The 21,002-nt window shown below is 58.6% G+C and carries 18 protein-coding genes; 6 read left to right on the top strand and 12 right to left on the bottom strand.

The annotated features are described in order from the left end of the window. Positions 1-173 precede the first annotated feature (173 nt). The 3 genes from BLQ12_RS10105 to BLQ12_RS10095 form a co-directional block, all read right to left on the bottom strand. The gene (locus tag BLQ12_RS10105) at positions 174-1,559 is read right to left on the bottom strand and encodes a two-component system sensor histidine kinase NtrB (RefSeq protein ID WP_092210530.1); all 1,386 of its coding nucleotides are present in this window, start codon (positions 1,557-1,559) and stop codon (positions 174-176) included. Next, on the bottom strand, positions 1,559-2,767 hold the full coding sequence (locus BLQ12_RS10100) for a type II secretion system F family protein (RefSeq protein ID WP_092210529.1): 1,209 nt from the start codon (positions 2,765-2,767) through the stop codon (positions 1,559-1,561). The genes BLQ12_RS10105 and BLQ12_RS10100 overlap by 1 nt, the downstream gene beginning before the upstream one ends. A gap of 236 nt (positions 2,768-3,003) precedes the next feature. Further along, on the bottom strand, positions 3,004-3,942 hold the full coding sequence (locus tag BLQ12_RS10095; RefSeq protein WP_092210528.1) for a radical SAM protein: 939 nt from the start codon (positions 3,940-3,942) through the stop codon (positions 3,004-3,006). A gap of 353 nt (positions 3,943-4,295) precedes the next feature. On the opposite strand from BLQ12_RS10095, the gene BLQ12_RS10090 reads away from it, so the two are divergent. The 5 genes from BLQ12_RS10090 to BLQ12_RS10070 all read left to right on the top strand — a co-directional run bounded on the left by BLQ12_RS10090 (position 4,296) and on the right by BLQ12_RS10070 (position 10,290). Then, a complete protein-coding gene (locus tag BLQ12_RS10090; protein WP_092210527.1) occupies positions 4,296-6,971 on the top strand; it encodes a CBS domain-containing protein in 2,676 nt (891 codons plus the stop codon). Between the two features lie 183 nt (positions 6,972-7,154). Beyond that, complete coding sequence (gene trpS / locus BLQ12_RS10085; protein ID WP_217640282.1) at positions 7,155-8,162, top strand: tryptophan--tRNA ligase; 1,008 nt, start codon at positions 7,155-7,157, stop codon at positions 8,160-8,162. A gap of 22 nt (positions 8,163-8,184) precedes the next feature. Continuing rightward, positions 8,185-8,958: a segregation and condensation protein A gene (locus tag BLQ12_RS10080; RefSeq protein ID WP_092210654.1), complete on the top strand. Its 774-nt coding sequence runs from the start codon at positions 8,185-8,187 to the stop codon at positions 8,956-8,958. Continuing rightward, positions 8,939-9,508 carry an SMC-Scp complex subunit ScpB gene (gene scpB / locus BLQ12_RS10075; RefSeq protein ID WP_092210526.1) on the top strand — a complete coding sequence of 190 codons (570 nt, stop codon included), beginning with the start codon at positions 8,939-8,941 and terminating at the stop codon, positions 9,506-9,508. Before BLQ12_RS10080 ends, scpB begins: the two co-directional genes overlap by 20 nt. A 320-nt stretch (positions 9,509-9,828) precedes the next feature. Next, complete coding sequence (locus tag BLQ12_RS10070; protein ID WP_139163932.1) at positions 9,829-10,290, top strand: RrF2 family transcriptional regulator; 462 nt, start codon at positions 9,829-9,831, stop codon at positions 10,288-10,290. A gap of 355 nt (positions 10,291-10,645) precedes the next feature. Here the strand turns inward: BLQ12_RS10070 and BLQ12_RS10065 are convergent, their stop codons facing one another. From BLQ12_RS10065 to BLQ12_RS10050, 4 genes are all read right to left on the bottom strand, one after another. Then, on the bottom strand, positions 10,646-11,542 hold the full coding sequence (locus BLQ12_RS10065; RefSeq protein ID WP_092210524.1) for a DUF1571 domain-containing protein: 897 nt from the start codon (positions 11,540-11,542) through the stop codon (positions 10,646-10,648). A 174-nt stretch (positions 11,543-11,716) separates the two neighbouring features. After that, positions 11,717-12,511, bottom strand: a complete 795-nt coding sequence (locus BLQ12_RS10060) for an alpha/beta fold hydrolase (RefSeq protein ID WP_092210523.1) — start codon at positions 12,509-12,511, stop codon at positions 11,717-11,719. 459 nt (positions 12,512-12,970) lie between these two features. Beyond that, a complete protein-coding gene (locus tag BLQ12_RS10055; protein ID WP_092210522.1) occupies positions 12,971-14,212 on the bottom strand; it encodes an acyl-CoA dehydrogenase family protein in 1,242 nt (413 codons plus the stop codon). Between the two features lie 129 nt (positions 14,213-14,341). Then, a complete protein-coding gene (locus tag BLQ12_RS10050; RefSeq protein WP_092210521.1) occupies positions 14,342-14,734 on the bottom strand; it encodes a MerR family transcriptional regulator in 393 nt (130 codons plus the stop codon). Positions 14,735-15,048: 314 nt separating this feature from the next. On the opposite strand from BLQ12_RS10050, the gene BLQ12_RS10045 reads away from it, so the two are divergent. Continuing rightward, positions 15,049-15,528 (top strand): hypothetical protein, encoded by a 480-nt coding sequence (locus BLQ12_RS10045; protein WP_092210520.1) that lies wholly within the window; start codon positions 15,049-15,051, stop codon positions 15,526-15,528. 80 nt (positions 15,529-15,608) lie between these two features. Here BLQ12_RS10045 and BLQ12_RS10040 read toward each other — a convergent pair whose 3' ends face one another. The 5 genes from BLQ12_RS10040 to BLQ12_RS10020 all read right to left on the bottom strand — a co-directional run bounded on the left by BLQ12_RS10040 (position 15,609) and on the right by BLQ12_RS10020 (position 20,959). Further along, positions 15,609-16,064: a bacteriohemerythrin gene (locus BLQ12_RS10040; RefSeq protein ID WP_092210519.1), complete on the bottom strand. Its 456-nt coding sequence runs from the start codon at positions 16,062-16,064 to the stop codon at positions 15,609-15,611. A gap of 126 nt (positions 16,065-16,190) precedes the next feature. Further along, positions 16,191-17,111 carry an HD domain-containing protein gene (locus BLQ12_RS10035; protein WP_092210518.1) on the bottom strand — a complete coding sequence of 307 codons (921 nt, stop codon included), beginning with the start codon at positions 17,109-17,111 and terminating at the stop codon, positions 16,191-16,193. Beyond that, positions 17,108-18,286, bottom strand: a complete 1,179-nt coding sequence (locus tag BLQ12_RS10030; RefSeq protein ID WP_092210517.1) for a hypothetical protein — start codon at positions 18,284-18,286, stop codon at positions 17,108-17,110. Before BLQ12_RS10030 ends, BLQ12_RS10035 begins: the two co-directional genes overlap by 4 nt. Further along, positions 18,280-19,257, bottom strand: coding sequence for a hypothetical protein (locus BLQ12_RS10025; protein ID WP_092210516.1), 978 nt, complete (start codon positions 19,255-19,257; stop codon positions 18,280-18,282). The genes BLQ12_RS10030 and BLQ12_RS10025 overlap by 7 nt, the downstream gene beginning before the upstream one ends. Continuing rightward, positions 19,247-20,959 carry an adenylate/guanylate cyclase domain-containing protein gene (locus BLQ12_RS10020; RefSeq protein WP_092210515.1) on the bottom strand — a complete coding sequence of 571 codons (1,713 nt, stop codon included), beginning with the start codon at positions 20,957-20,959 and terminating at the stop codon, positions 19,247-19,249. The genes BLQ12_RS10025 and BLQ12_RS10020 overlap by 11 nt, the downstream gene beginning before the upstream one ends. Between the last annotated feature and the right edge of the window lie 43 nt (positions 20,960-21,002).

The following is a 21,002-nucleotide window of genomic DNA, read 5'->3' as shown; positions in this document are numbered from 1 at the left end:
TTATGTTCAGAAGCCGCGGCTTCGGATATGTCCTGCTTTGAGCCCGTCAGGGTCCCCTGGCGCCCCCGGCCTTAAGGGCCGCACCTCATCCCCCACATCACAGGGACTTAAAAGGCCTCTTTGCCCCGGGTTTGATCAAAGGTCCCTAACCTAACCAATTTCGTTTGCCCCTGTCAACAGCGGTCCGGAAGTTGTCGTGACAGAAGGGAGCCCGACCCGGAGGGAAGGGAAAGGGTAAATTCCGCGCCCTCCCCGGGTCGACTCATGACCCGAATCCCTCCACCGCACTCATCCAGCAGCCTGTGAACGATGGAAAGCCCCAGGCCCGTCCCCTCCTTTTTGGTCGTAAAAAAGGGGTCAAAAATGTGCTTTGCGATCTCTGCGTCAATGCCCGCACCGTCATCCTTCACCGAGAGCACCACGCATTTCCGGTTTTCCCTGTACCCCGAAACAATCACAGAGCCTCCGTCGGAAACCGCCTCGGTGGCGTTGATCAAGAGGTTAAGCAGCACCTGGCGCAGATGGCCCAGGTCCATGCAAACCGTAAGGCCCTCCACCACGAGCACCTCCACCCCGACGTGGTGCCCATGGCGAGAATCCTGCTCCAGAAGGGCCACGGTCTCTTCCACAACCGAGGACACAAGGATGGGTACCGGGCTTCCCGCTCCGGGCCTGGCAAAAAGAAGAAACTCCGTCACCAGGCCCGACAGCCGCGCGGTCTCGCGCACAGCAATCCCCATGAGCTTTTCATGGTGGGGCTCCCACCCGGTCTCTCCTTTGAGCATCTGGATGGAACCGGACAGGGAAGCCAGGGGGTTTTTGATCTCATGGGCCAAACCGGCCGCCATCTCGCCGATGACGGCCATCTTCTCCACCCGTTTGACCTGCTCTTCCATCACCGCCAGATCCGCCCTGGCCCGCACCTCCTGCTCTGCGATGTACCCACTCACAAGGCAGGTCACAAGGCAGGCAAGAAACAGCACCGACGTCCTGTAAAAGACAACCTGACCGGTGAGCTCTTCAGCAAAGGGGCTGAACTCAAACCCCGGAGGCGTGATAAACCCGTAGTACTGAAAGTCCACCAGGGCTCCGAAGGCAATGCAGGCGATGCCGGCGGTGAGGTATCCGCCCACCCTGCCCAGGATGATGGTGCCGCAAATAATGACAATGGGATAAAGAAAAAGGAAGGGGCTGTAGAGAAGCCCGGTGAGGTAGGCAATGGCGGAGACAACAAGAACATCCCCGAAAACCTGAACGCCCCCGAAGGCCTCCTCATGCTTGAACCAGCGAAAGGCCCCCAGATACAACAGGTTCACGAGAAAAACAAACCCCGCCACCACATAAAGGGAGGTGAGGGGTTCGACAAAAAACGAGAGGTGCTCCCCGGCGCGGTAGACCAGGGTCGCCCCGAGGGTGAGCATGGCAAACAGGGACCGACTGAGCATCAGCCAGCGAAGCTTCCGAACAAACTCGGCGCCGCCCGCGCGGACCGATTGCCCCTTGGGCTCCGGCGGCTTCCCTCCGACGCCGACGTTTCCCCCCACCGGCTGCCTGGACATCAGCCCACAACGCTGGCCAGTTTAAAGATGGGAAGGTACATGGCAATCACCAGCCCCCCGATGACCGTCCCCAGAAAAACCAGCATGAACGGCTCAATGAGAGAGGTGAGGTTTTCCACGGCCTGATCCACTTCATCGTCGTAGAAATCCGCGATCTTTTCCAGCATGGTATCAAGGGCCCCGGTGGACTCCCCCACCGCGATCATGGAGCACACCATGGAAGGAAAAATCCCGCTCTCGATGAGGGGATCGGCCATGGTGCGGCCTTCTGAGATCCCGGCACGCACCTCGTAGATGGACTCTTCAATGACCACGTTGCCCGCGGTCTTGGCCACGATATCCAGGGCGTCCAGAATGGCAACCCCTGAATTGAGCATAGTCCCCATGGTGCGGGTAAACTTGGAGACCGCCACCTTGCGAATCAGGATCCCGAACACGGGCACCTTTAAAAAGGTTCGGTCAAGAACCCGCCGCCCTTTCACCGTCTTGCCGAACTGCTTGTAGGCGATGACCGCAAGGATGATCCCGCCCAGGATATAGAGGATTTTCCCGCGGACAAATTCGCTCATGTTGATGACAACCTGGGTGGGCAGGGGCAGGGCTGCCCCAAAATCTGAAAACATCGCACTAAAGGAGGGGATAACAAATACCAGGATCACGCCCACCACGATGACGGCGATGACCATGGTGACGATGGGGTAGGTCATGGCGCCTTTTACCTGGCGCTTGAGCTTCATCATCTTTTCCATGTAGTTGGACAGGCGCCTCAGGATGATATCAAGGATACCCCCTGCTTCTCCGGCCGCCACCATGTTGACAAACAGGTCGTCAAAAAGCTTCGGGTGCTTCTTAAGGGCCGCTGCAAAGGTCTGCCCCCCTTCCACATCCCCTTTGACCTCCTTGATCACCTTTTTAAAGGTGGGGTTCTCCTGTTGATTCAACAGGATCTCAAGGCACTGAATAATGGGAAGCCCCGCATCAATCATGGTGGAAAACTGCCGTGCAAAGACAATAATATCGTTTTCCATCACGTTGGGCTGAAGGAAGGTGATGTTCTCCAGGAGATCTTTGGGCTTCTGCTTGACCTTGGTCGGCGCTATGCGCATGCGTGTGAGGTTTGAACGGACCGCCTCTTCACTGCGGGCTTCCATTTCCCCTTTACGGGTTTCGTTTTTTCTGTTCTTCCCTTCCCAGAGATAAACAGGCATCGTCAACCTCCTACAAAAACTGGAGAGCGGGTTGGCATCATCATGTCCGGATGGGGACACGTTTGAAACGTCGAAACGACCTTGCGGTTGAGCGGACAGGGCAGGGTGCATCGCAGACAAGACCCTGCCATGCACCCGCAATTCCTGAGACACAAATTCAGGAAACAAAAACGCGGTTATGAATTCATTAATTGTTTTTACCCATTTTATCAATCAATTTCTGATTTGTCGCTGTTTTACAAGGGTTTGTAAAACATTCCCCGGGCCTGGGATTCCTGCTGGATTCGGCCGGAGCCCATGAGCGCTTCCAGTGCGTCGTCCACCAGCCCCCGGGGGACCGCCAGACTTTCCGCCAGATCCTCGGCCGTGCAGGGGCGCCTCTGCACCATCCCCAAAATCCGTGACGCCACGTCCGCGTCGCTTACTCCGGTTTCAGGCCGGTTGGTATACGCCCCGATAACCTCACCGGAACCCAATGCAGCCGTGATGGCCTCCAAACGGGCTTTATCCGCGGGCTTGACCCAGGACTCGGCCCCGGGGCGATCCAGGGTGTTCACCTGGACGCGGTGCGGAGCGATACGTTTCACCACCTCGGCAATCCGTGCCACCTCAAGATCGTCGTCGTTGAGCCCGGGCACAATGAACACCTCGATCCACAACTCACCGGAAAATTCCTGCCGGAACTGCATGAGGCCCTGGGCCATGGCCTCGGGGTCAAGGGAGGGGTGGGGACGGTTGAGGGCCCTGAACACCCCGTTACCCGATGCGTCAAAGGAGGCAATGACAAGGTCCGTTCGGGCCGCGTCGCGCCTCACATCCTTCCGGTCAAAAAGAGTACCGTTGGTGAGCAGCACCACGCGAACCCCGGGACAGCGTGATTTGATATGGTCGGCAATCTCACCCAGGTCCTCATGGAGAGTCGGCTCGCCTGCCCCGGAAAACGTCACCGCATCCGGGGGCTCATGGGTATCGAGGTACCGATCGATTTCCGCCATCACCGCCTCTTTCGGCACCAGGGCGGAGCGCTTGACCGTCAACTGCGTGGTGGCCCCGCTTTCACAATACACGCAGTTAAGGGAACAGGTCTTCGAAGGCACGAGGTCCACCCCCAGGGAAAGGCCGAGACGTCGGGAGGGTACGGGGCCAAAAAGATAGGTATACGGTTCTTCTGTCATGGAACGTCCTCACTTCCAGAAATAGTCTAAAAAGGGCCTCCGGTGCCCGGCAGCAGCCTTGACCTGACGGGGGCACTTGGTTATATCATGCTCATGCGCGTCGCGCCCCGCGAAGCTAAACAAATTTTTCACGCGATTTCAAGGCCGCCGATCAAACAACAGGGGGTGGCAACGCACAACGGCCCAGTAAAGGGCAAGTGCATTCTTACACACCCGGGGACAAGACGCAAAAATGATCATCGGGCAGGACCTGGCCACCGTCCGCCCCGGAGGCCTTCCTGCCTCAGCCGACATGACAACGGTGTCTTTTCGGTTCATTTCCCGGCCACCACAGACGTTCAGAAGGGGAGCCCGTGCCCGAAACCAACCCACCCAGCCGCGACGGCCTGACCGTCATCACCACCCACATCAACGCCGATTTTGACGGCATCTCCTCGGTGCTGGCCGCCCACAAGCTCTACCCCGGTTCCGTGGTGGTCCTGCCCAACGCCGGGGAGAAAAAAAACCTGAAAAACTTTTTCATCAGCTCCCTGCTCTACCTCTTCAACATGAAGCGAAGCACCGACATCGCCGGCAAACGGGTCAGCCGGGTGGTCCTCGTGGACACCCGGGATCTTTCCCGGCTGGGTGAGGTGGCCGCCATCATCACCGAGCAGACCCCTGAGATCCACATCTACGATCACCACCCGGACCAGCCCGGGTCCATGAAGGGGACCCTTGAAGTGATCCGTCCCGCAGGGGCCACCGCAAGCATCCTGACCTCCCTCATGCAGGAACGGGGCACCGAGCTCTCCAGGGAAGAGGCCACCATCGTCTGCCTGGGGATCTACGAGGACACCGGCTCCTTCACCTACGCCTCCACCACCCCGGAGGATTTTCAGGCCGCGGCCTGGCTCGTCTCACTGGGCGCCAACCTCGACATCGTCTCCAGCCTCATCGCAAAGGAGCTGGACCCGGCCCAGGTGGCCCTCATCAACGAGATGCTGAACCGGTCTGAGCGCCGGATGGTAAACGGGGTGGAGGTCACCCTGGTCTCCCTGGCCCTGGAAGAGTACGTCCCGGACCTGGCCACCCTGGTCCAGAAAATGATGCGCATGGAGAGCCTGGGAGTCCTGTTCGTCCTGGCCGGTATGGGCAACCGCATTCACGTGGTGGCCCGAAGCTGCCTGCCCGAGGTGGACTGCGGGGCCATCCTGGCTGACCTCGGGGGGGGCGGTCACCCCTTTGCCGCCTCCGCGTCCATCCGCAACATGCCCCTGGCCCAGGTGGAAGAAAAACTCGGCGCCCTCCTCGCCGCCCGCGTCAAACCCATCCGCACGGCCCGTCACCTCATGAGCGCCCCGGTCATCACCACGGCCCCGCTTTTGCCCCTGTCCGAGGCGTCACGGCTGCTCACCCGATACAGCATCAACGCCCTGGTGGTCACCACCTTTGACGACGAAAACGAACAGCTCCTGGGCTACATCACCCGCCAGGTCATTGAACGGGCCCTTTCCCACAACCTGGGTGCCTGCCCCGTCCAGGACTTCATGTTCTCCTCCGTGGCCACGGCCAGCCCGGACACCGACTTCAACACCCTGGTGGACCGCATCATCGGCGACAAACAGCGGCTCCTGCCCATTGTGGAAAATGACCGCGTGGTGGGGGTGGTCACCCGCACCGACCTTCTCAACCTCCTGGTCTACAGCAAGGAGCACGCCCGGCCCGAAGGCAGCGAGGTCAGCGCCCAGCCCCATTACCCGAAACAAAAACCCGTGGTCTCCCTCATGCGGGAGCGCCTCACCAAAGAGATGCTGGATCTCCTCGAGAAGATCGGACGCGTGGCCCACGGCATGGGCTTCGGGGTCTTTGTGGTGGGCGGGTTTGTGCGAGACCTGCTCCTGCGCCGGGAAAACGACGACATCGACATTGTCATCGAAGGCGACGGCATCACCTTTGCCAAGGCCTTTGCCGAGATGATGGGGGCCCGCATCAACACCTACACCAAATTCGGCACATCGGTGATCATCTTCCCCAACGGGTTCAAGGTGGACGTGGCCACCGCCCGCATGGAGTATTACCCCTTCCCGGCTGCCCTGCCCGAGGTGGAGACCAGCTCCATCAAACTCGACCTGTACCGCCGGGATTTCACCATCAACACCCTGGCCATCCGGCTGGACCCCGACGGGTTCGGCACCCTCACTGATTTTTTCAACGGCCAGCGGGACATCAAGGAAAAGCGCATCCGGATCCTGCACAACTTAAGCTTTGTGGAGGACCCCACCCGGGTTTTCCGGGCCATCAAGTTTGAGCAGCGCTTCGGCTTTACCATCGGCAAGGTGACCCGGGAGATGATCAAAAACGCCATCCACCTGGACGTGTTCCGGGAGCTGGGGGGGCTAAGGGTCTTCAACGAATTCAGGCAGATCCTGGAAGAAGAGAACCCTGTCCCGGCCATCCTGCGCATTTTCGACCTGGGCCTCATGGAGATCATCCATCCGGGCATCACCAGGCACAACGAGCTCATCGATCAGCTGGACGAAGCCAAAAAAGTCCTGGCCTGGCACGACCTCATGTACACCGACGAGCCCATTGAGCGCTGGGTCATCTACTTTTTGACCCTTTTGGCCCCCTGCGACCGGGAGGTCTCCGAGGTGGTGGCAAGGCGCCTCATGCTCCCCCCGAAACACCGCAAACTCCTTACGGAGGAACGGTTCCACGCCCGGGGAGCCTACATATGGCTTACCCACGGCCTGCCGGCCGCAAACAGCGACCTGCACCGGCAGCTCTCCCCCTTGAGAACCGAGTTGCTCCTGTACGTCATGGCCATCTCAAAGGACGAGGCCATTAAAAAAGCCATCTCCCATTACATGAGCCAGCTTCGTCACATCACCCTGTCCATAAAGGGCCGTGACCTCAAAACCCTGGGCCTCAAGCCCGGCCCCAGGTACAGCCAGATCCTTGCCGACACCCTGGCAGCCAAACTCGACGGGAAGCTCAAGGACAGGGACGACGAACTGGCCTTTGCCGCCGGTTACCTCGAAGGGTAACCCAAGGCGATTCACGTTTGATCTTTCGCCTTTTTTCCGGCATAGAGAAGGGGGCACGCGGTGGGCCTGCCCCGCCCAGATAAAAGAGAGACCATGCGACCTCACCAGCAAGGCCGCTTTATTGACTGCATTGATATCAGGTTTTCCGCACCCCTTGCGGGACCGCCCTTAAGGATGAACGCGATGAAAGAGACCGTACTGACAGGGATACAAACCTCCGGAACACCCCACCTCGGCAACTACGTCGGGGCCATCCGACCCGCCATCGAGGCGAGCCGCAGAACCGATGCCCGCTCCTTCTATTTTCTGGCGGACTACCACTCCATCATCAGCTCCCACGACCCGGCCAGGCTCAGGCAGTCCAGCATGGAAGTGGCGGCCGCATGGCTTGCCATGGGGCTGGACACCGACAACGCCGTGTTTTATCGTCAGTCGGACATCCCGGAAATCCCCGAGCTCACCTGGGTCCTTACCTGCATGACGGCCAAAGGGCTCATGAACCGTGCCCACTCCTACAAGGCAAAGGTCCAGGTCAACGAAGAAAACCGCACCGGCGATCCGGACAAAGGGATCACCATGGGGCTCTTCAGCTACCCCATCCTCATGGCCGCCGATATCCTTATGTTCAAGGCCCACAAAATTCCCGTTGGAAAAGACCAGATCCAGCACATTGAGATGGCCCGGGACATCGCCGCCCGCTTCAACCACCACTACGGTGATCACTTTGTGCTGCCTGAAGCCATGATCGATGACTCCGTGGCCGTTCTCTCAGGCCTCGACGGACGCAAAATGAGCAAGAGCTACAACAACACCATTCCCCTTTTTCTGCCGGAGAAAAAACTCCGTAAGCTCATCATGAAAATCAAGACCAACTCCCTGGAACCCGGCGAGCCCAAGGCAACTGAAGGGTGCACCCTCTTTGAAATCTTCCGGGCCTTTGCCACCGAAGCCGAAGTCGCTGATGTGAAAAAGCGCTATGAAGCGGGCATTGCCTGGGGCGAAATGAAGCAGTTCCTCTTTGAATACCTCAACGAGATCCTCTCCCCCTTCCGGGACACCTACGACCGGCTCATCGCCAACCCCGGAGACATCGAAGCCGAACTCATCAAGGGCAGGGACCGGGCGCGGGAATTCAGCGTCCCCTTCCTCAAAGAGATCCGGGAAGCCGTGGGATTCACCCCCCTGGGATAACCCGTAAAGGGAAATGGTCACCATGAACCGACTCTTCGGCACCCGTTACGCCGTCAAACTCGATGTCTTTGAGGGCCCCATGGACCTTCTGGTCCACCTGGTCATCAAAAACGATATGGATATCTTGGATATCCCCATCGCCATCATCACAGAGCAGTACATGGCCTACCTGGAGATGCTCCAAAGCCTGGATATCGAATTTGCCGGCGATTTTCTCCTCATGGCGTCCACCCTCACCCACATCAAATCGCGCATGCTCCTTCCCCCGTCCGGGGGGGAGGAGGATGAAGACCCGCGCATGGAGATTGCCCGGCCCCTCCTTGAATACCTGCGTATGAAGCGCGCCTCCGAGTGGCTGGGAGACCGGGAAATGCTCGGTACCGCAACCTTTGTCCGCCAGGAGCGTGAACCCGCGCCGGAAGCACCAGCAGGGGAAGACCGCCCCATGGAGGCCGACCTCATGGACCTGGTCAACGCCTTCAGGGAGCTCATGGCAGGGCGCTACCGGGACCACGCCGTGGATTTCTCCACGGAAAAGCTCAGCGTCCGCCAGCGCATTGAAGAGGTTGCCCAGCGGCTCGCCAGAAAAGGGTCCATCCTTTTTACCGACCTTTTTCACCCCAAAGAGTCCAAGGCCGAGCTGGTGGTCACCTTCCTCGCCATCCTGGAGATGGCCAAGCAGGGTCGCCTGCGGATCATGCAGCACGTCCAGAGCGGAATCATCCGCATTTTTGCCCCCATGCCGGGCTCCCCGGCCCACGAGGAGACCGCCCTCCATGCCCCAGCCCACCCTTAAACAGATTGTCGAAGGGCTTCTCTTCTCGGCACCCCACCCCCTTTCCACGGAGAAACTGCGCCGCCTTGTGCCGGAAACCGAAAAAGAGGGGGTCACTGCAACGGTGCGGGAGCTCATGGACGAGTATGCCGCCCGCGACGGCGGCATCCACCTTGTCCGCGTGGCCGGAGGCTACCAGTTCCGCACCGCGGCTCACCTGGCTCCCTGGACCACAAAACTTCACCAGGCCCCGTCCCTGAAGCTCTCCCGGGCCGCCCTGGAGACCCTTGCCGTCATCGCCTATCGGCAGCCGGTAATCCGAAGCGAGGTGGAATACTTACGGGGTGTCGACTCCGGCGGGATTATCCGCAGCCTTCTGGACATGCGGCTGATCCGGGTGGCCGGACGCAAGGAGATCCCCGGGCGTCCCCTCATCTACGCCACCACCCGTCATTTTCTCGAGCTCTTCGGCCTCAACAGCGTGGACGACCTGCCCTCCCCTGAAGAACTCGGCGCCCTGGATGCCCCTGCTGCCAATGAACCCGGCCAGGACAAAGACCCTGTCTCCTGACCGCCCCCCCACACACTCCATTTATCAAAACTTACAATAACAGTTATTATTCAGTTTCAGTACAGGCTCCCTCCCGAGAGAACCCGTTTCCAAAGTTTTCATTGACAGAACTTCCTCCGTCAACATAATCTTTTAGTCCCGTCAGACGTCCATTCACCGGGATTGTTTCTGCTCAGCACGCCACAGTGTCGAGCAGAAAAGGTTCCCCATGGGGTTACGCCGCCCCTGACCACGTCGCGGAGCCCACATTGCACTGGGCAGAGACATCAGACACAAACAAACGTGGCACATACTCTCTTGACATTCGGGTTAAAAAACATATGAGACTATCCAGCAAAAGCAGATATGCCGTCAGAGTACTTCTTGAACTCGCCCGCCATAAGGAGGGCGACCCCATTCAGGTGGGCGTTATTTCAAGGCTTCAGGACATCCCCGTAAAATTCCTGGAGCAGATTATTCGTGATCTCAAAAAAGACGGGTACATCACCAGCTTTCGAGGCCCCAAGGGAGGCTACAAGCTCATGGCAGACCCCGCAGCCATCACCTTCGGTGAGATTGTCCGAAAGTTCGAAGGGGAGAGCGATCTCGTGGAGTGCGTCACAGACCCCGAAGGGTGCAAGCTCTCCGACGAGTGCAGGGTCCGCAACGTCTGGGCCGATGCCACGCGCAACCTCTACGAATCCCTTGATGCCATCACCATCGCAAGCCTTCTGGAGACATCCGGGGGCAACCTCAATGACGCATGTGATACCTCCCATTTCAAGCGTGAAGAGTTTTATTAAACACCTTCCTCGCTCCTTCCCGACCAGAACCGTCCATGGCAGACCATGGACAGAACAAAAAAAACCCGGCCAAAACCGGGTTTTTTTGTCATGTTCAAGTAAGTCAGGGCGTGGCCCTCGGAAAACTCACCCCGCCGAGGGCTCAGGGTGTGCATAAAAATTCTGAATCCGTTTCAACTCGTCGTACACATCAAAAAAGATACCCACCAGCTCCGGATCAAACTGCCCCCCCTTTCTCGTTGCGAATGTAAGCCAGCAAAGATGACAAAAGTAAAAAATGCCGGCACCGAAGCGCCGACATGTTTAAGCCATCTTAAAACACGACGTGTTCACATCTCATCGGCAGGTTCGGGCATCAGAACTTGTAGCCCTTGTTGTCCGGGTCAAAATCATCGCTGCTGAGCCCCACATTCAGCTGAAGATCCCTGTAGTGGTATACCTCGTAGAGGTTGTCGTTCCAGTCGTAATTTTCAATTTTCACGAGGAGCTCCGTGTCCGCGTCGTAATAGCTGACGGAACGGCGGCAGTAGTAGTCCGGAATCACCAGGGCTTGCCCCGCCTTGATATCTTTCGGTGTGTCCACGCCTTTGTTCACCGAAAGGATCACGTACATGTCCTGATGGTATTCCGCCGCAATATCCCAGAGAGTCTCTCCTTCTCTCACCGTGTGGGTCACCCCCTTCACGGTCTCCGGGAAAAAAGCCTCCATGACCACCACGTCGCGGCCGTCCAGCGTTTGGCTGCCCCGATCAAACACCCGAACATCCCCTTGTTTGAGCCCTTTTTCCAGGTCGCGGAGGACCACCTCCGTGGTAAAACCTATACCAGCATGAAAAATCGGGTGATGCTGGCCCTCCATGGCCATCTTACCTGCGGGGTCGACATTGACCGTGACCAGCCCCAAAAATCCACCCTTATGGGCCTTGAGGCGATCCTCATTTTCACCTTTGACATAAAGGGCCTCCTGGCCCTTGTTGACTTTCCCGATCCATCGCATGTACACCCGGCCCGGCTCGGCGTACTTGAACAGAATCTGCTCTTCCGGGGCCAGGGTCCCCTCGAACCGTTCCCGCTTGACCAGAACCGCCGTGTAATCCGAAAGGGAGCGACTCGTCTCAAGGGATCGCTTTGCCCGTTCCAGAGGGTCTTCCACCCTGACGTCGGCACACAGCCCCCCCTTAAAAAAGAAAAGGGCCGCCAGAAAAACTGCAGCCCCACCCCACCCTGAACCGATTCCTGTGTCTCTTTTCATCCCGTCCTCCCTGTGATGGCACGTAACACCATGGCAATATGATGCGCTCCGACGGAGCACCAGCAAATCGTATGTTCACATTACGTAACATTATTTACAGACAGATTGCAACAGGTCCTGCACCGCCATAAAACACCTGAAAAACGGATAAAGCCCGTAGATCTCAGACGTCAGCTATACGGCGCCCAGATGATCTTTCACCAGGGCATTCACAGCAGAGGCATTAAATACAGGGGCCATGTGGTCCCCTGGGACACTCACCACCCGCACCTGTTTCAGGTGATCCCGCAAAATAGCCGAGATGGCGGTGGTGAGCTCCGGACTGTGCCGTCCGGTGGCCAGACACACGGGACACGCAATCTGCCGGTAGTCCGAAAGGGTCAGGGAGGTGGAGACCGTGGTGCGATAATCCAGGAGCATCTTGCCCACCCCCGTTGAAAGGGCCTTCCGGGCACCGGCCGGGAGCAGGCGAAAACCGTCCGTCCCTGTGAGGTGGTCGAAAAATTCCCGGGCGGCCCCTGCATCATCGCCAGCCCCATGGAGCACCTCGATGCGCTCAATGAGGGCCTTGCCGTCGTCATGAAGGGGGTGATCCGCCTCCCCTAGCACATGGTTGCTCATGGGTTCAAACAGCACAAGGCTCTTCACGGCCTCGGGAAACAGGACGGCATAACACAGGGCCACGGCTCCGCCGTAGGAGTGCCCCACCAGGTGGCAGGGACCTTGTGCCTTCAAATGATCGTACATCAACCCATGGACCCTTTCGGCTTCTGCCTCCATGGAGTGGGTTTCCGGGTCCTCGGGAAAAGGTGCCTCCCCATACCCCGTCAGGTCCACGGCAACAGGACGGTGCGTCGGTGTCAACTCATCAAAAAGACGGCGCCACTGGCGACGGGTGTTCATGGACCCGTGGAGAAGCACCACAGGGGTTCCGTGCCCATCGACATCGTGAGGGACAATGTGAAGCATCCGGCCTCCCAAGCTCAGGGTAAAAGAGTGAAATCGGCAGAAAAGCAGCCTCCGGCAGCCCTGCCGGGGACTAAACGTTTAAAAAGTTTAATAAACAGGTTTAAAAAAGCAGATTCAAGGTAATCTAAATCGCATTCGCAGCCTGCTTTCGCAGGTGGCACACCTCGCCCCCGAAGTTATTCCGGTTAGAGTCAAGCGAATCCCCAATGCCCTTCATCGTGTTTCCAGAAGAATGAAATAGGCCTCTCCTGCAAAAACGGTTACAACATGTCACACATCACGCGAATGCCCCGAGAACGCATGCATGACGACAGCCTCCATGCATTCGCCATAGGGTTTCAAGGTGCCCCCACCTTGCCGCCGGAGGCATGCTTTTGACTTTTTCCCTGAGCCCTTTGTGGCTCTGTGGCTCACCCAGCATTAGCCACAAAGAATTGTTTTCATGGCCAATTCACCCAGTTATAAAATCTTTTCATCCGCCGCAAAGGCCTCTTCGGCGTCGGTTTCACAATCCCGTGTCCGCCCGTCCTTTCGCGCGGCTGCCTGCTCGTCGTACCACTCCCCTGCGATGATGAGGGACATCACCTCGTTGGTGCCCGTCCAGATGGAGGCGAGCCGCAGGTCCCGGACAATTTTTTCCACGGGATAAATGGTGGTGTACCCGATGCCCCCCATCACCTGCATGGACTTTTCCGCCACGGTCTGGCAGGCCTCGGTGACAAATTTTTTGGACTCGGAGACCATGCGACGGATGCGGGCCGGTTCCACGGCCTCGTCCACGGCCCGGCAGGTGGCGTAAATCATGCTTCGACTGGCATCCAGGAGCATGGCGGCTTCGGCCACCTGAAAGCTCACGCCCTGGTAGCGGTTGATGGTCTTTCCGAAGGCCCGTCGTTTGGTGGTGTAGGCCGTGGCCACCTCAAGGGCGGGACGCGCGGCCCCGATGGTCATGGCAGCGGTCCCCAGGCGCTCTGGGATCATCATGGTGTTGAACACGGCAAACGCGCCGTTGAGGTGCCCCACAATGTTCTCTTTGGGGACCCTGACCCGGTCAAACACGATGCGTGCGGCACCGCCCCCCCGGCAGCCCATGAGCCCGTAGAGATACTCCACCGTCACCCCGGGCCCGCGATCCACGATAAAACAGGTAAGGGACTTGTGGGGCTTTGCCTCTTCGTCGGTGCGAGCGTAGACCAGAAAATAATCAGCCCCTTCCCCCCCGACGATAAAACGCTTCTGGCCACTGATGAGAAAATGATCGCCCTTGTCCTCCGCCGTGGTGTTGGTACCGAAAAAATCGGAGCCGCCCCGGGGCTCGGTGAGGCACTCGGCAGCAAAAAGCTCCCCTTTGAGGAGAGGTTTTACGTATTTTTCCTTCTGGGCGTCGGTGCCGTGCAGGATGATGGCATCGCACACCAGCTCCGCCCCCACCCCGAAGGTGCAGGCCATGATGTACCCCAGCACCCCCACCTCTTCCATCACCATGGCCGTGGTCACCCAGTCCAACCCCCGACCGCCCCATGCCCTGGGATAGCGGCACCCCATGAGATTACGCCGTCCCGCCTCCTGGAGAAACTCTTTGGGAAACTGCACCTTGTCGTTGTCCATGTCGATGAGCAGCTGCCTGGGCACCGCCTTGACAAACTCCCGCACCTCGTCCCTTAACGCCAGCGCCTCCGGGCTCAACAGGTAATCGAACATTGCCCCTCCCTTTGGATTGATTTCTTCGTTACCAACCAACCTGAACAGCTGTAGGATTGAAGCCTCCGGCGTCCCTGCCGGGGGCTAATTGTTTAAAAAGTTTAACAAACAGGTTTTAAAGCGCTCACTTCATCTCTTCAGCTCCTGCAAGCGAAGCTCCAGGGCATCTTTCATGGCCCTGATATCCTTTTCCATAAGATCCAGCTCCCGCTTGCGATCCTTGACCTCCTCGATCTTGAGCTCCGCATAGGCCAGGCTCTTTTCAATCTGCCCCACTTCATTGACCTCAGTGGTGGCAAGGCCAATGATCTCCGCGATCTCTTCCAGGGAACACCCAAACCGTTTGCCCCTTAAAATAAGCTTCAGGCGGGCCCTGTCCTTGGCTGTGTAGACTCGCTGGTTCCCCGGCGTACGGGAAGGGGAGATCAGCCCTTTTTCTTCGTAGTACCGAATGGTTGACGGGCTGAGCTCCAGACTTGAAGCCAGCTCCGATATGGTATATTGCCTGCGTTCCGATGCCATGTTCACCTCTCTTTAAAGTTAACTTTAAGTTAGCGAGACACCCCGCCATTGTCAAGGGATGTTTACCGCAGTAAACAGCGACCCGCGCCATCCTCTCAACCCCACTGCCTGTCAGGGCCCCACGGTTACCAACAGGGTTGCCGTTCCTGCCCACCTCGCAACGGACCGATGGAAAAAATGGACTGCACTCTCTTCCCCCACAGGTTTCACATTTTTGAAAGAGTGTGCCATAATGCCGCACACCAGAACCATCAGAAGCTCTCTATCGCTTCCGATCCAACCCGCAGGGCTTGCCTGCGTTACAGGAGACTTTCATGAGCATCAACCGATTTATGGACGAGGTTATTTCACGGGGAGCGGAAGCGGTTTTGCCCCACAACCTGGATGAAGAGTGGCTTGAGTGCCTCTTTATTGCAGCAAAGAATTTTCTCGCCATCGCGGTACGGGAAGAGGAGTTTGAAGAGGAGCCCTTCGGAGATGAAAACTCCATGATGCTCCTTTCTGCAGTCACCGAGTTGACCCAGGCCCAGAAAAGCTATGTGCCGGGCGAAACCGATGAGCAGGTGGACGAGGGCCTCTTTTTTGAGCATCTCTCCTGCTACTCGCTGTCTATTCTCTTTGAAGCCATCCGCCAGCAAAGCGAATTCACTTTTGACCTTCCGAGCACGGACTCCATCTTTGACAGGGACCGCCTCTACGCCATTGAGCAGGAGACACCGGTGATCACCGAAATCCTGAACGAGTTGGTCCTTGGAGAAAAAACCGAAGAGTCCACCCCTCCCGAAGACGCCTGATCCACCCGAACCGGCCAATAAAAAAGGGGAGCAGGCACGCGGCCTGCTCCCCTTTCTTTCGTGTTGTGTATCGCCCCGGATCAGCTGCGTCCGCGCCGTCCCATGGCCTGGCACTCGGCCAGGTAATTCTGCACCCGAATAAAGGGCGCGTAACGGGCGTCCTCCTCCTTGATATGGTCGGGCAGCCACGAAGCGACATAGGCCGTTGCATCGTCGGACACCTTTGCAGGGTCTTCGGAAAAAAGGCGACGAAACCCCATGAGCTTTTTGATGAACCGCTTGTGCTCGCGTTTGTGCTGGTTCAATTCGGGGTACTGCTTGCCCACCAGGATCCGCTCCTCCTCATTGAAGTGCATCCGGGCAAATTCCATGATGTCGGCAAGGGCTTCGCCAATGTTCTCGAAATCCTCTTCTTTCTTCCGTTTCACGGCGGCAAGCTCCTGGAGCTTTGCCGCTATCTCCATAAGGCGCTGATTGCGCTCGTCAATCAATGGAATATCTATTTTGCAGGAATCATCCCAAGCCAGTCCTTCCATAGGGTACCTGTCTCCTTTGCACCGATCAGTTTATGTGTGTGATATGTGGATCGGACGATCTGCCCGCAGCGTCTCCGCCGGGTCAGGTGCGGTATCATTCGTACGATTGTGTTTATGACGATCTGGTTACTGTTTAGGATATATAGCATCGAAATTGCGGGGGGGACAACCCATTTTCACAGCCCCGTTTCGAAGGTGTGTCCGGTAAGCGTCGCCGCCCCTTGCGATCACCTCTTCCAGAAAAGAGATCTGTGCTGAAATCTGGTCGGTATAGACGTTCCGATCCATCCCCCGGTAGGCCCTGAAATGCGTCTGAAAATGATCCAGTACACTCTTGCCGCCCTCGTCCACCAGCTCCTCAAGGGCTTTGCGGCAAAAGGCAGGAGAGTTTGCCACCAGATTTTTTTCTCCGAAAAAAGCCTCTTTGTCGGCGTCCCTCAGCTCCTGGGCAAGGAGCAGGATCTTCTCCCCGTACCGACCGTCTGCCATCTGCCCTGCAAGATCCGCCGCCTTCAGGAGCCCTCCCAGGTACCGCCGGGTGTCCGAGCGAAATGCGATGGTGCGGACATCGGCGTCAAGCTCCGTGCAGGCCAAAAGGCTCCGTGCAAACCCACAGGCTCCGTCGTCCCATCCACGCCCGGCAAGATAGGTCCCGAGCATCTCCATGCCACGCGGAACATGCACCTTGGTGAGCTCCGCCCCTGTGGTTTCGGGGTCCCCGACCCTTCGGATCAACCCCGCGTCATGGAACAAAGCCGCCACCAGGCAAAGAAGCCCCTCCTCGGCCGTGACGTGTTGTCCGTCCAGCACCGCCCCGTGGAGAAGACGGGCCATGGCCAGGGTCACCGTGACCACGTGGGTAAGGTTGTGGTAGGGGGTGTCGCAGGGATGGTACCCCGACCACAGGCCGCGGTAAAGGTTCCTCACATCCCCCCAGGCTTCCTCCAGAAAGGTCCCGTCCCCTTTGGGCCACGTCAGTCTGTAAAGCGCACGCACCTCGTTGCGAGCAGCCCCATGGGATGGCATGGTGACCAGATCCACTGTCATGGTGTGAGTCTCCCGTTCCTCGGCTGGATGCCTTTCACCTTTTCGAGCAGGCGCCCGGCATTTTCAACCCCCTCACCTGCCTTGAGGTGGGCCGGGTTCAATTCAAGGCTCTTCTGCCACTCGGAAATGGCACCGGTGAGATTTTCCTGCAGAAAGAGGCGAACCCCCTTGCGGTAATGGGTCTCTGCCTTCACGTTCAGGGCCCGGGTCAACCGCAGCAACAGCTCCCCTTTCCCGGGAAAGTCCGCGTCCACGGTTCCCAGCATGTCACGTGAGGCCATGAAAGCCCCCGTGTCATACAGCAGGGTCGCTTCGGCAAGCTTTCGTGTGTTGCTGCGCAGCCTCTCCTCGTCCCGATGCTGCTGCTGAATGGAGAGGATCTCTTGGATCCGGGGCTTTTCATTTTTATAATAGGCATCCACCCGGCGATACATGACCAGAGATTCGCCATAACGCCCCTTCTGAAACAGGGCTTCGGCCAGGTTGTGGGCGGCGGTGTTCTTCAGGTACAAGGCCTCCTGGTCCCCCGGGGCATAGCTGAGGATCTCTTCGGACACGGCCAGAAGTGGTTCCCAGGCCCCTGCCCTGTAATCCTTGCGCGCCCTTGAAATGGAGCGGCCGTAGCTGAACTGGGCGGCCACCAGAGAGGCTTCCACCCCGGGGAGCCAGAGCAAGGTGCCCTCCGTCAGGTCCCGGCTGTAAAGGGTCTCCACCAGGGAATCCAGCCGTACGTTTTTATACACCCGGCCGGCAATGTCGGCGGCGGACTCACCGCCCTGAACGGTGCAGGGTATCACCAGGCGCCGGGCAAGGGTCCCCCGAAGTTGCCCTTTGGCCCCTTTGTGTCCCGGCTCCATGCGCAAGACCATTAAAAGGTGCCGAATCCCTTCGGCTTCATCGCCGGCTGCAAGGGCCGCATCCGCTGCCGCGAGCTCGGCACCGATCTGCTCCTGCCGAAGGGCCTGAAGGGCCGAAAGCTTCTCCCGGGAGATCGCTGCGGAGGCCTCCCAGTACCGAATTGCGCCCACAATATCCCCACGGGACTCCAGGGCAAGGGCCCGCGTCTGCAGGGCATCGGGAAAGGGCACCTCGGCCCGGGGCCCCATGGGAACCGTGCAGCCTGCCAGAACCAACAGGCAGGCCGCCACCCCTAACACACGTCTCTTGCTCACCATGAGAGCGCCGCCTCCCTGAAGGTGTCAAGGTACCGGTCCAAAGGGACCTCGGCCCCACGGCCCCCTGCATCCATGCGCACCACGCTTAAATTGTCACAGAAAAAAGGGTTGCCCTCCTCCCCGGATATAAAAATTCCCTTCATCCCCAGGGAGACCATCACCGAGGCCATGACACTGTTGCCCACCCCGTCCGGGTATGCGGCAAACCGCACGGGCCCCGGGACGTTGCCGGCCAGAAGCCCGTGGGACGTGGTAATCGTCTCCTTGACCCGGAGGGTATAGCCCACCAGGGTCTCTTTAGAAGCCGGGGCTGTAAGCCCCTGCCCTCCTGGCGGAAGCAACGCGGGCTCCATTGCGTCCCCGGAAAGGCGCGCCACCTCCTCCCATGTCAGGGCGCCTTCGGTACCCACCGTCGAAGGTTCTATGAAAAGAAGACCGGTGAGCCCCAGATCAGAACTCCGTTCCCAAAAGGCTCTGAATCCCTCGGCATGGTACACCTCAAAGGCAAGGAGAACGGCCCCGCTGGAGACCGATCGCTCCATGCGGATAAAGCCAAGGAATTCGTCCGGGGAAAGGAGGGAATGCCCCAGGGATTGAAGCTGGAGAAGATCGGCCCTGAGGCGGGCCTCCAAGGCTTCGAAATCGGCCCCGCCAACCCACCGATACGTCAGGACAGGCACCACCTGATATCCCCCCGCCCGGATTCCCAGCTCATAGGCAGGCGTCGCCGGAACAAGCAAAGGGGTGTTTGCAGGGGTAAGGGCGGGAGGGTTAAGGGCTTCGATGGCAGGCAGCCCTGCGGGGCCGCCCCCGAAGTCTGATGCCACCGTGTCGAGGCTCTGCCCTGCTGAGGGCTGCACCACCACATACTCCCCGGCGCTGTGATGCCATGGGCGCTCCACACAGGAGCTTCCCGCCACAAGGAACACCAGCAGAAAAAAACAAAACCGCATGTCGGATTTAATGCCCATAATCCCGAATCCCCGTCACCCGATACACCTCCACCAGGCCGGAACGGCCCTTGACCTTCTGCGGCACCAGGGACTCCACTTCCAGCATGTCCCTGTGCCTCTCCATGACGCTGCTTCCCACAACAATCTCACCGCCCTCGGCAAGGGCGTTGATGTAGGCGGCGACATTGACCGTGTCCCCGATGACCGTGTACTCCATCTTTGCCTGGGAGCCGATGCTGCCCGCCACCACCACCCCGCTCTTGATGCTGATCCCCACCCGGGAGAGAAGGGGGTTCCGGCCCGACTCCCCGGCCTGCCGAAACGCCTGCTGCATCTCAACAGCAGCCCGGACACACCGTTCCGAATGGTTCTCGTAATTTACCGGCACGCCGAAGACAGCCAGCACCGCATCGCCGATGAACTTGTCCACATACCCGCCATGCTTGAGAATGATGGAGGTGGCGATTTCAAAGTAGTTGTTGAGCTCCTCCACCAGGGTCTCCGGGGCCCGGGTCTCGGTGTAGGCGGTGAACCCCCGGATGTCGGCAAAAAGGACCGTGGCCTGGTTTTTGCGCCCCTTGAGCCAGGTGGTTTCCGGGTTTCTCATGATCAGCTCCAACACGTCGGACCCCACGTATTTGCCGAAGGATTCCCGCATCATGGTCTGCTTGAAGAGCTCTTTGCCCATGCGGTTAAAGGCCGTGGCCAGACGCCCGAGTTCATCGTTTCTCCGGCTGTCCACCCGGTGGCTGTAGTTGCCCTTGGCAAACTCCTGGGTGGCCACCACAAGGCTGGAGATGGGCTTGGAAAAACGACGGCCGAACAAAACCGCCACCACCAGACCGATAAGGCTGATGATCATCGTACTGATCACGAGAAAGGCCCGCTCATCCAGGAAAAGCTGGTCGATGAAATCGATGGAGAGCCCCACGTGCACCTCGCCGAGGCGCTTCTCCTTGAAAATGATGGGCACGCTCATGTTCAGGACCGGCCCGACACCACCGGCGTCATGGGTAAAATAGGTCACCTCGCCCCGGGACTCCACCTGGCCGGTGGGGGGATAGCGCACCATGGTGTTGCCAATTTGTGACGGGTCGGTATGGGCCTTGATCACCTCGTTGGTATCCACGATGAGGGCGTAGAGGTGGCCGTCCACCCCTTCGGCGTTTTGGATCAGGGCATTCAGGGACAGGATGTTGTCTTCAAGGAGGGGGATCTTGGCGTTGCTGCCGAAGTAGCCGAGGCTCACCATGCCCAGCTTCACCGCGTGGTTGTAGAGCTTCTCCTTCTGGCGTTCCAGGATCACATAACTCAAGAGCCCGACGGTTAGAAGCATCACCACGGTCATGGTCACCGAGAGCTGCAACCAGATGGGCACCCGTGGGGCCGGCACATCCTCGGTGAGGGAATCGCCGATGCGCCTGATCAGCCCGCGGATGTTGTCGGACAGGGAGGTGACATGGATGCGGTAATGCTCGTTGACCGCAGAGACGATCTCCTCCTCCGTGGCATAGGAGAGTTCCACAATCACCTTGCCCAGGGGGACGGCAACCCCTTGCTGAAACAACCGGTCTCTCTGTACATCCAGGGCGGTCTCCAGCTCCGTGCGCGTGATCACTTCCCGGGTGGTCAACACCTCTCCGATGATCATATCATCGCGATTGCGCCGGGAAAAAAAATGGCTGGTCAACTTGCCCCATGAGCGAAGGGTCTTCAACATAAGGGTGGGCTCCGTCGTCCATCTTAAATTGGATAAAAACGCA

Origin of the sequence: Desulfoluna spongiiphila (assembly GCF_900101345.1) — a bacterium.
In the GTDB taxonomy this organism is placed as follows: domain Bacteria; phylum Desulfobacterota; class Desulfobacteria; order Desulfobacterales; family Desulfolunaceae; genus Desulfoluna; species Desulfoluna spongiiphila.
The sequence above is the reverse complement of the archived record's forward strand: the minus strand, read 5'-3'. Positions and strand labels throughout refer to the sequence as shown.

What these genes read in the sequence shown, in the direction of transcription:
- BLQ12_RS10105 (WP_092210530.1), bottom strand. Translation starts at nt 1,559, where the DNA reads ATGTCCAGGCAGCCGGTGGGGGGAAACGTCGGCGTCGGAGGGAAGCCG.
- BLQ12_RS10100 (WP_092210529.1), bottom strand. Translation starts at nt 2,767, where the DNA reads ATGCCTGTTTATCTCTGGGAAGGGAAGAACAGAAAAAACGAAACCCGT.
- BLQ12_RS10095 (WP_092210528.1), bottom strand. Translation starts at nt 3,942, where the DNA reads ATGACAGAAGAACCGTATACCTATCTTTTTGGCCCCGTACCCTCCCGA.
- trpS (WP_217640282.1), top strand. Translation starts at nt 7,155, where the DNA reads ATGAAAGAGACCGTACTGACAGGGATACAAACCTCCGGAACACCCCAC.
- BLQ12_RS10080 (WP_092210654.1), top strand. Translation starts at nt 8,185, where the DNA reads ATGAACCGACTCTTCGGCACCCGTTACGCCGTCAAACTCGATGTCTTT.
- scpB (WP_092210526.1), top strand. Translation starts at nt 8,939, where the DNA reads ATGCCCCAGCCCACCCTTAAACAGATTGTCGAAGGGCTTCTCTTCTCG.
- BLQ12_RS10070 (WP_139163932.1), top strand. Translation starts at nt 9,829, where the DNA reads ATGAGACTATCCAGCAAAAGCAGATATGCCGTCAGAGTACTTCTTGAA.
- BLQ12_RS10065 (WP_092210524.1), bottom strand. Translation starts at nt 11,542, where the DNA reads ATGAAAAGAGACACAGGAATCGGTTCAGGGTGGGGTGGGGCTGCAGTT.
- BLQ12_RS10060 (WP_092210523.1), bottom strand. Translation starts at nt 12,511, where the DNA reads ATGCTTCACATTGTCCCTCACGATGTCGATGGGCACGGAACCCCTGTG.
- BLQ12_RS10055 (WP_092210522.1), bottom strand. Translation starts at nt 14,212, where the DNA reads ATGTTCGATTACCTGTTGAGCCCGGAGGCGCTGGCGTTAAGGGACGAG.
- BLQ12_RS10050 (WP_092210521.1), bottom strand. Translation starts at nt 14,734, where the DNA reads ATGGCATCGGAACGCAGGCAATATACCATATCGGAGCTGGCTTCAAGT.
- BLQ12_RS10045 (WP_092210520.1), top strand. Translation starts at nt 15,049, where the DNA reads ATGAGCATCAACCGATTTATGGACGAGGTTATTTCACGGGGAGCGGAA.
- BLQ12_RS10040 (WP_092210519.1), bottom strand. Translation starts at nt 16,064, where the DNA reads ATGGAAGGACTGGCTTGGGATGATTCCTGCAAAATAGATATTCCATTG.
- BLQ12_RS10035 (WP_092210518.1), bottom strand. Translation starts at nt 17,111, where the DNA reads ATGACAGTGGATCTGGTCACCATGCCATCCCATGGGGCTGCTCGCAAC.
- BLQ12_RS10030 (WP_092210517.1), bottom strand. Translation starts at nt 18,286, where the DNA reads ATGGTGAGCAAGAGACGTGTGTTAGGGGTGGCGGCCTGCCTGTTGGTT.
- BLQ12_RS10025 (WP_092210516.1), bottom strand. Translation starts at nt 19,257, where the DNA reads ATGGGCATTAAATCCGACATGCGGTTTTGTTTTTTTCTGCTGGTGTTC.
- BLQ12_RS10020 (WP_092210515.1), bottom strand. Translation starts at nt 20,959, where the DNA reads ATGTTGAAGACCCTTCGCTCATGGGGCAAGTTGACCAGCCATTTTTTT.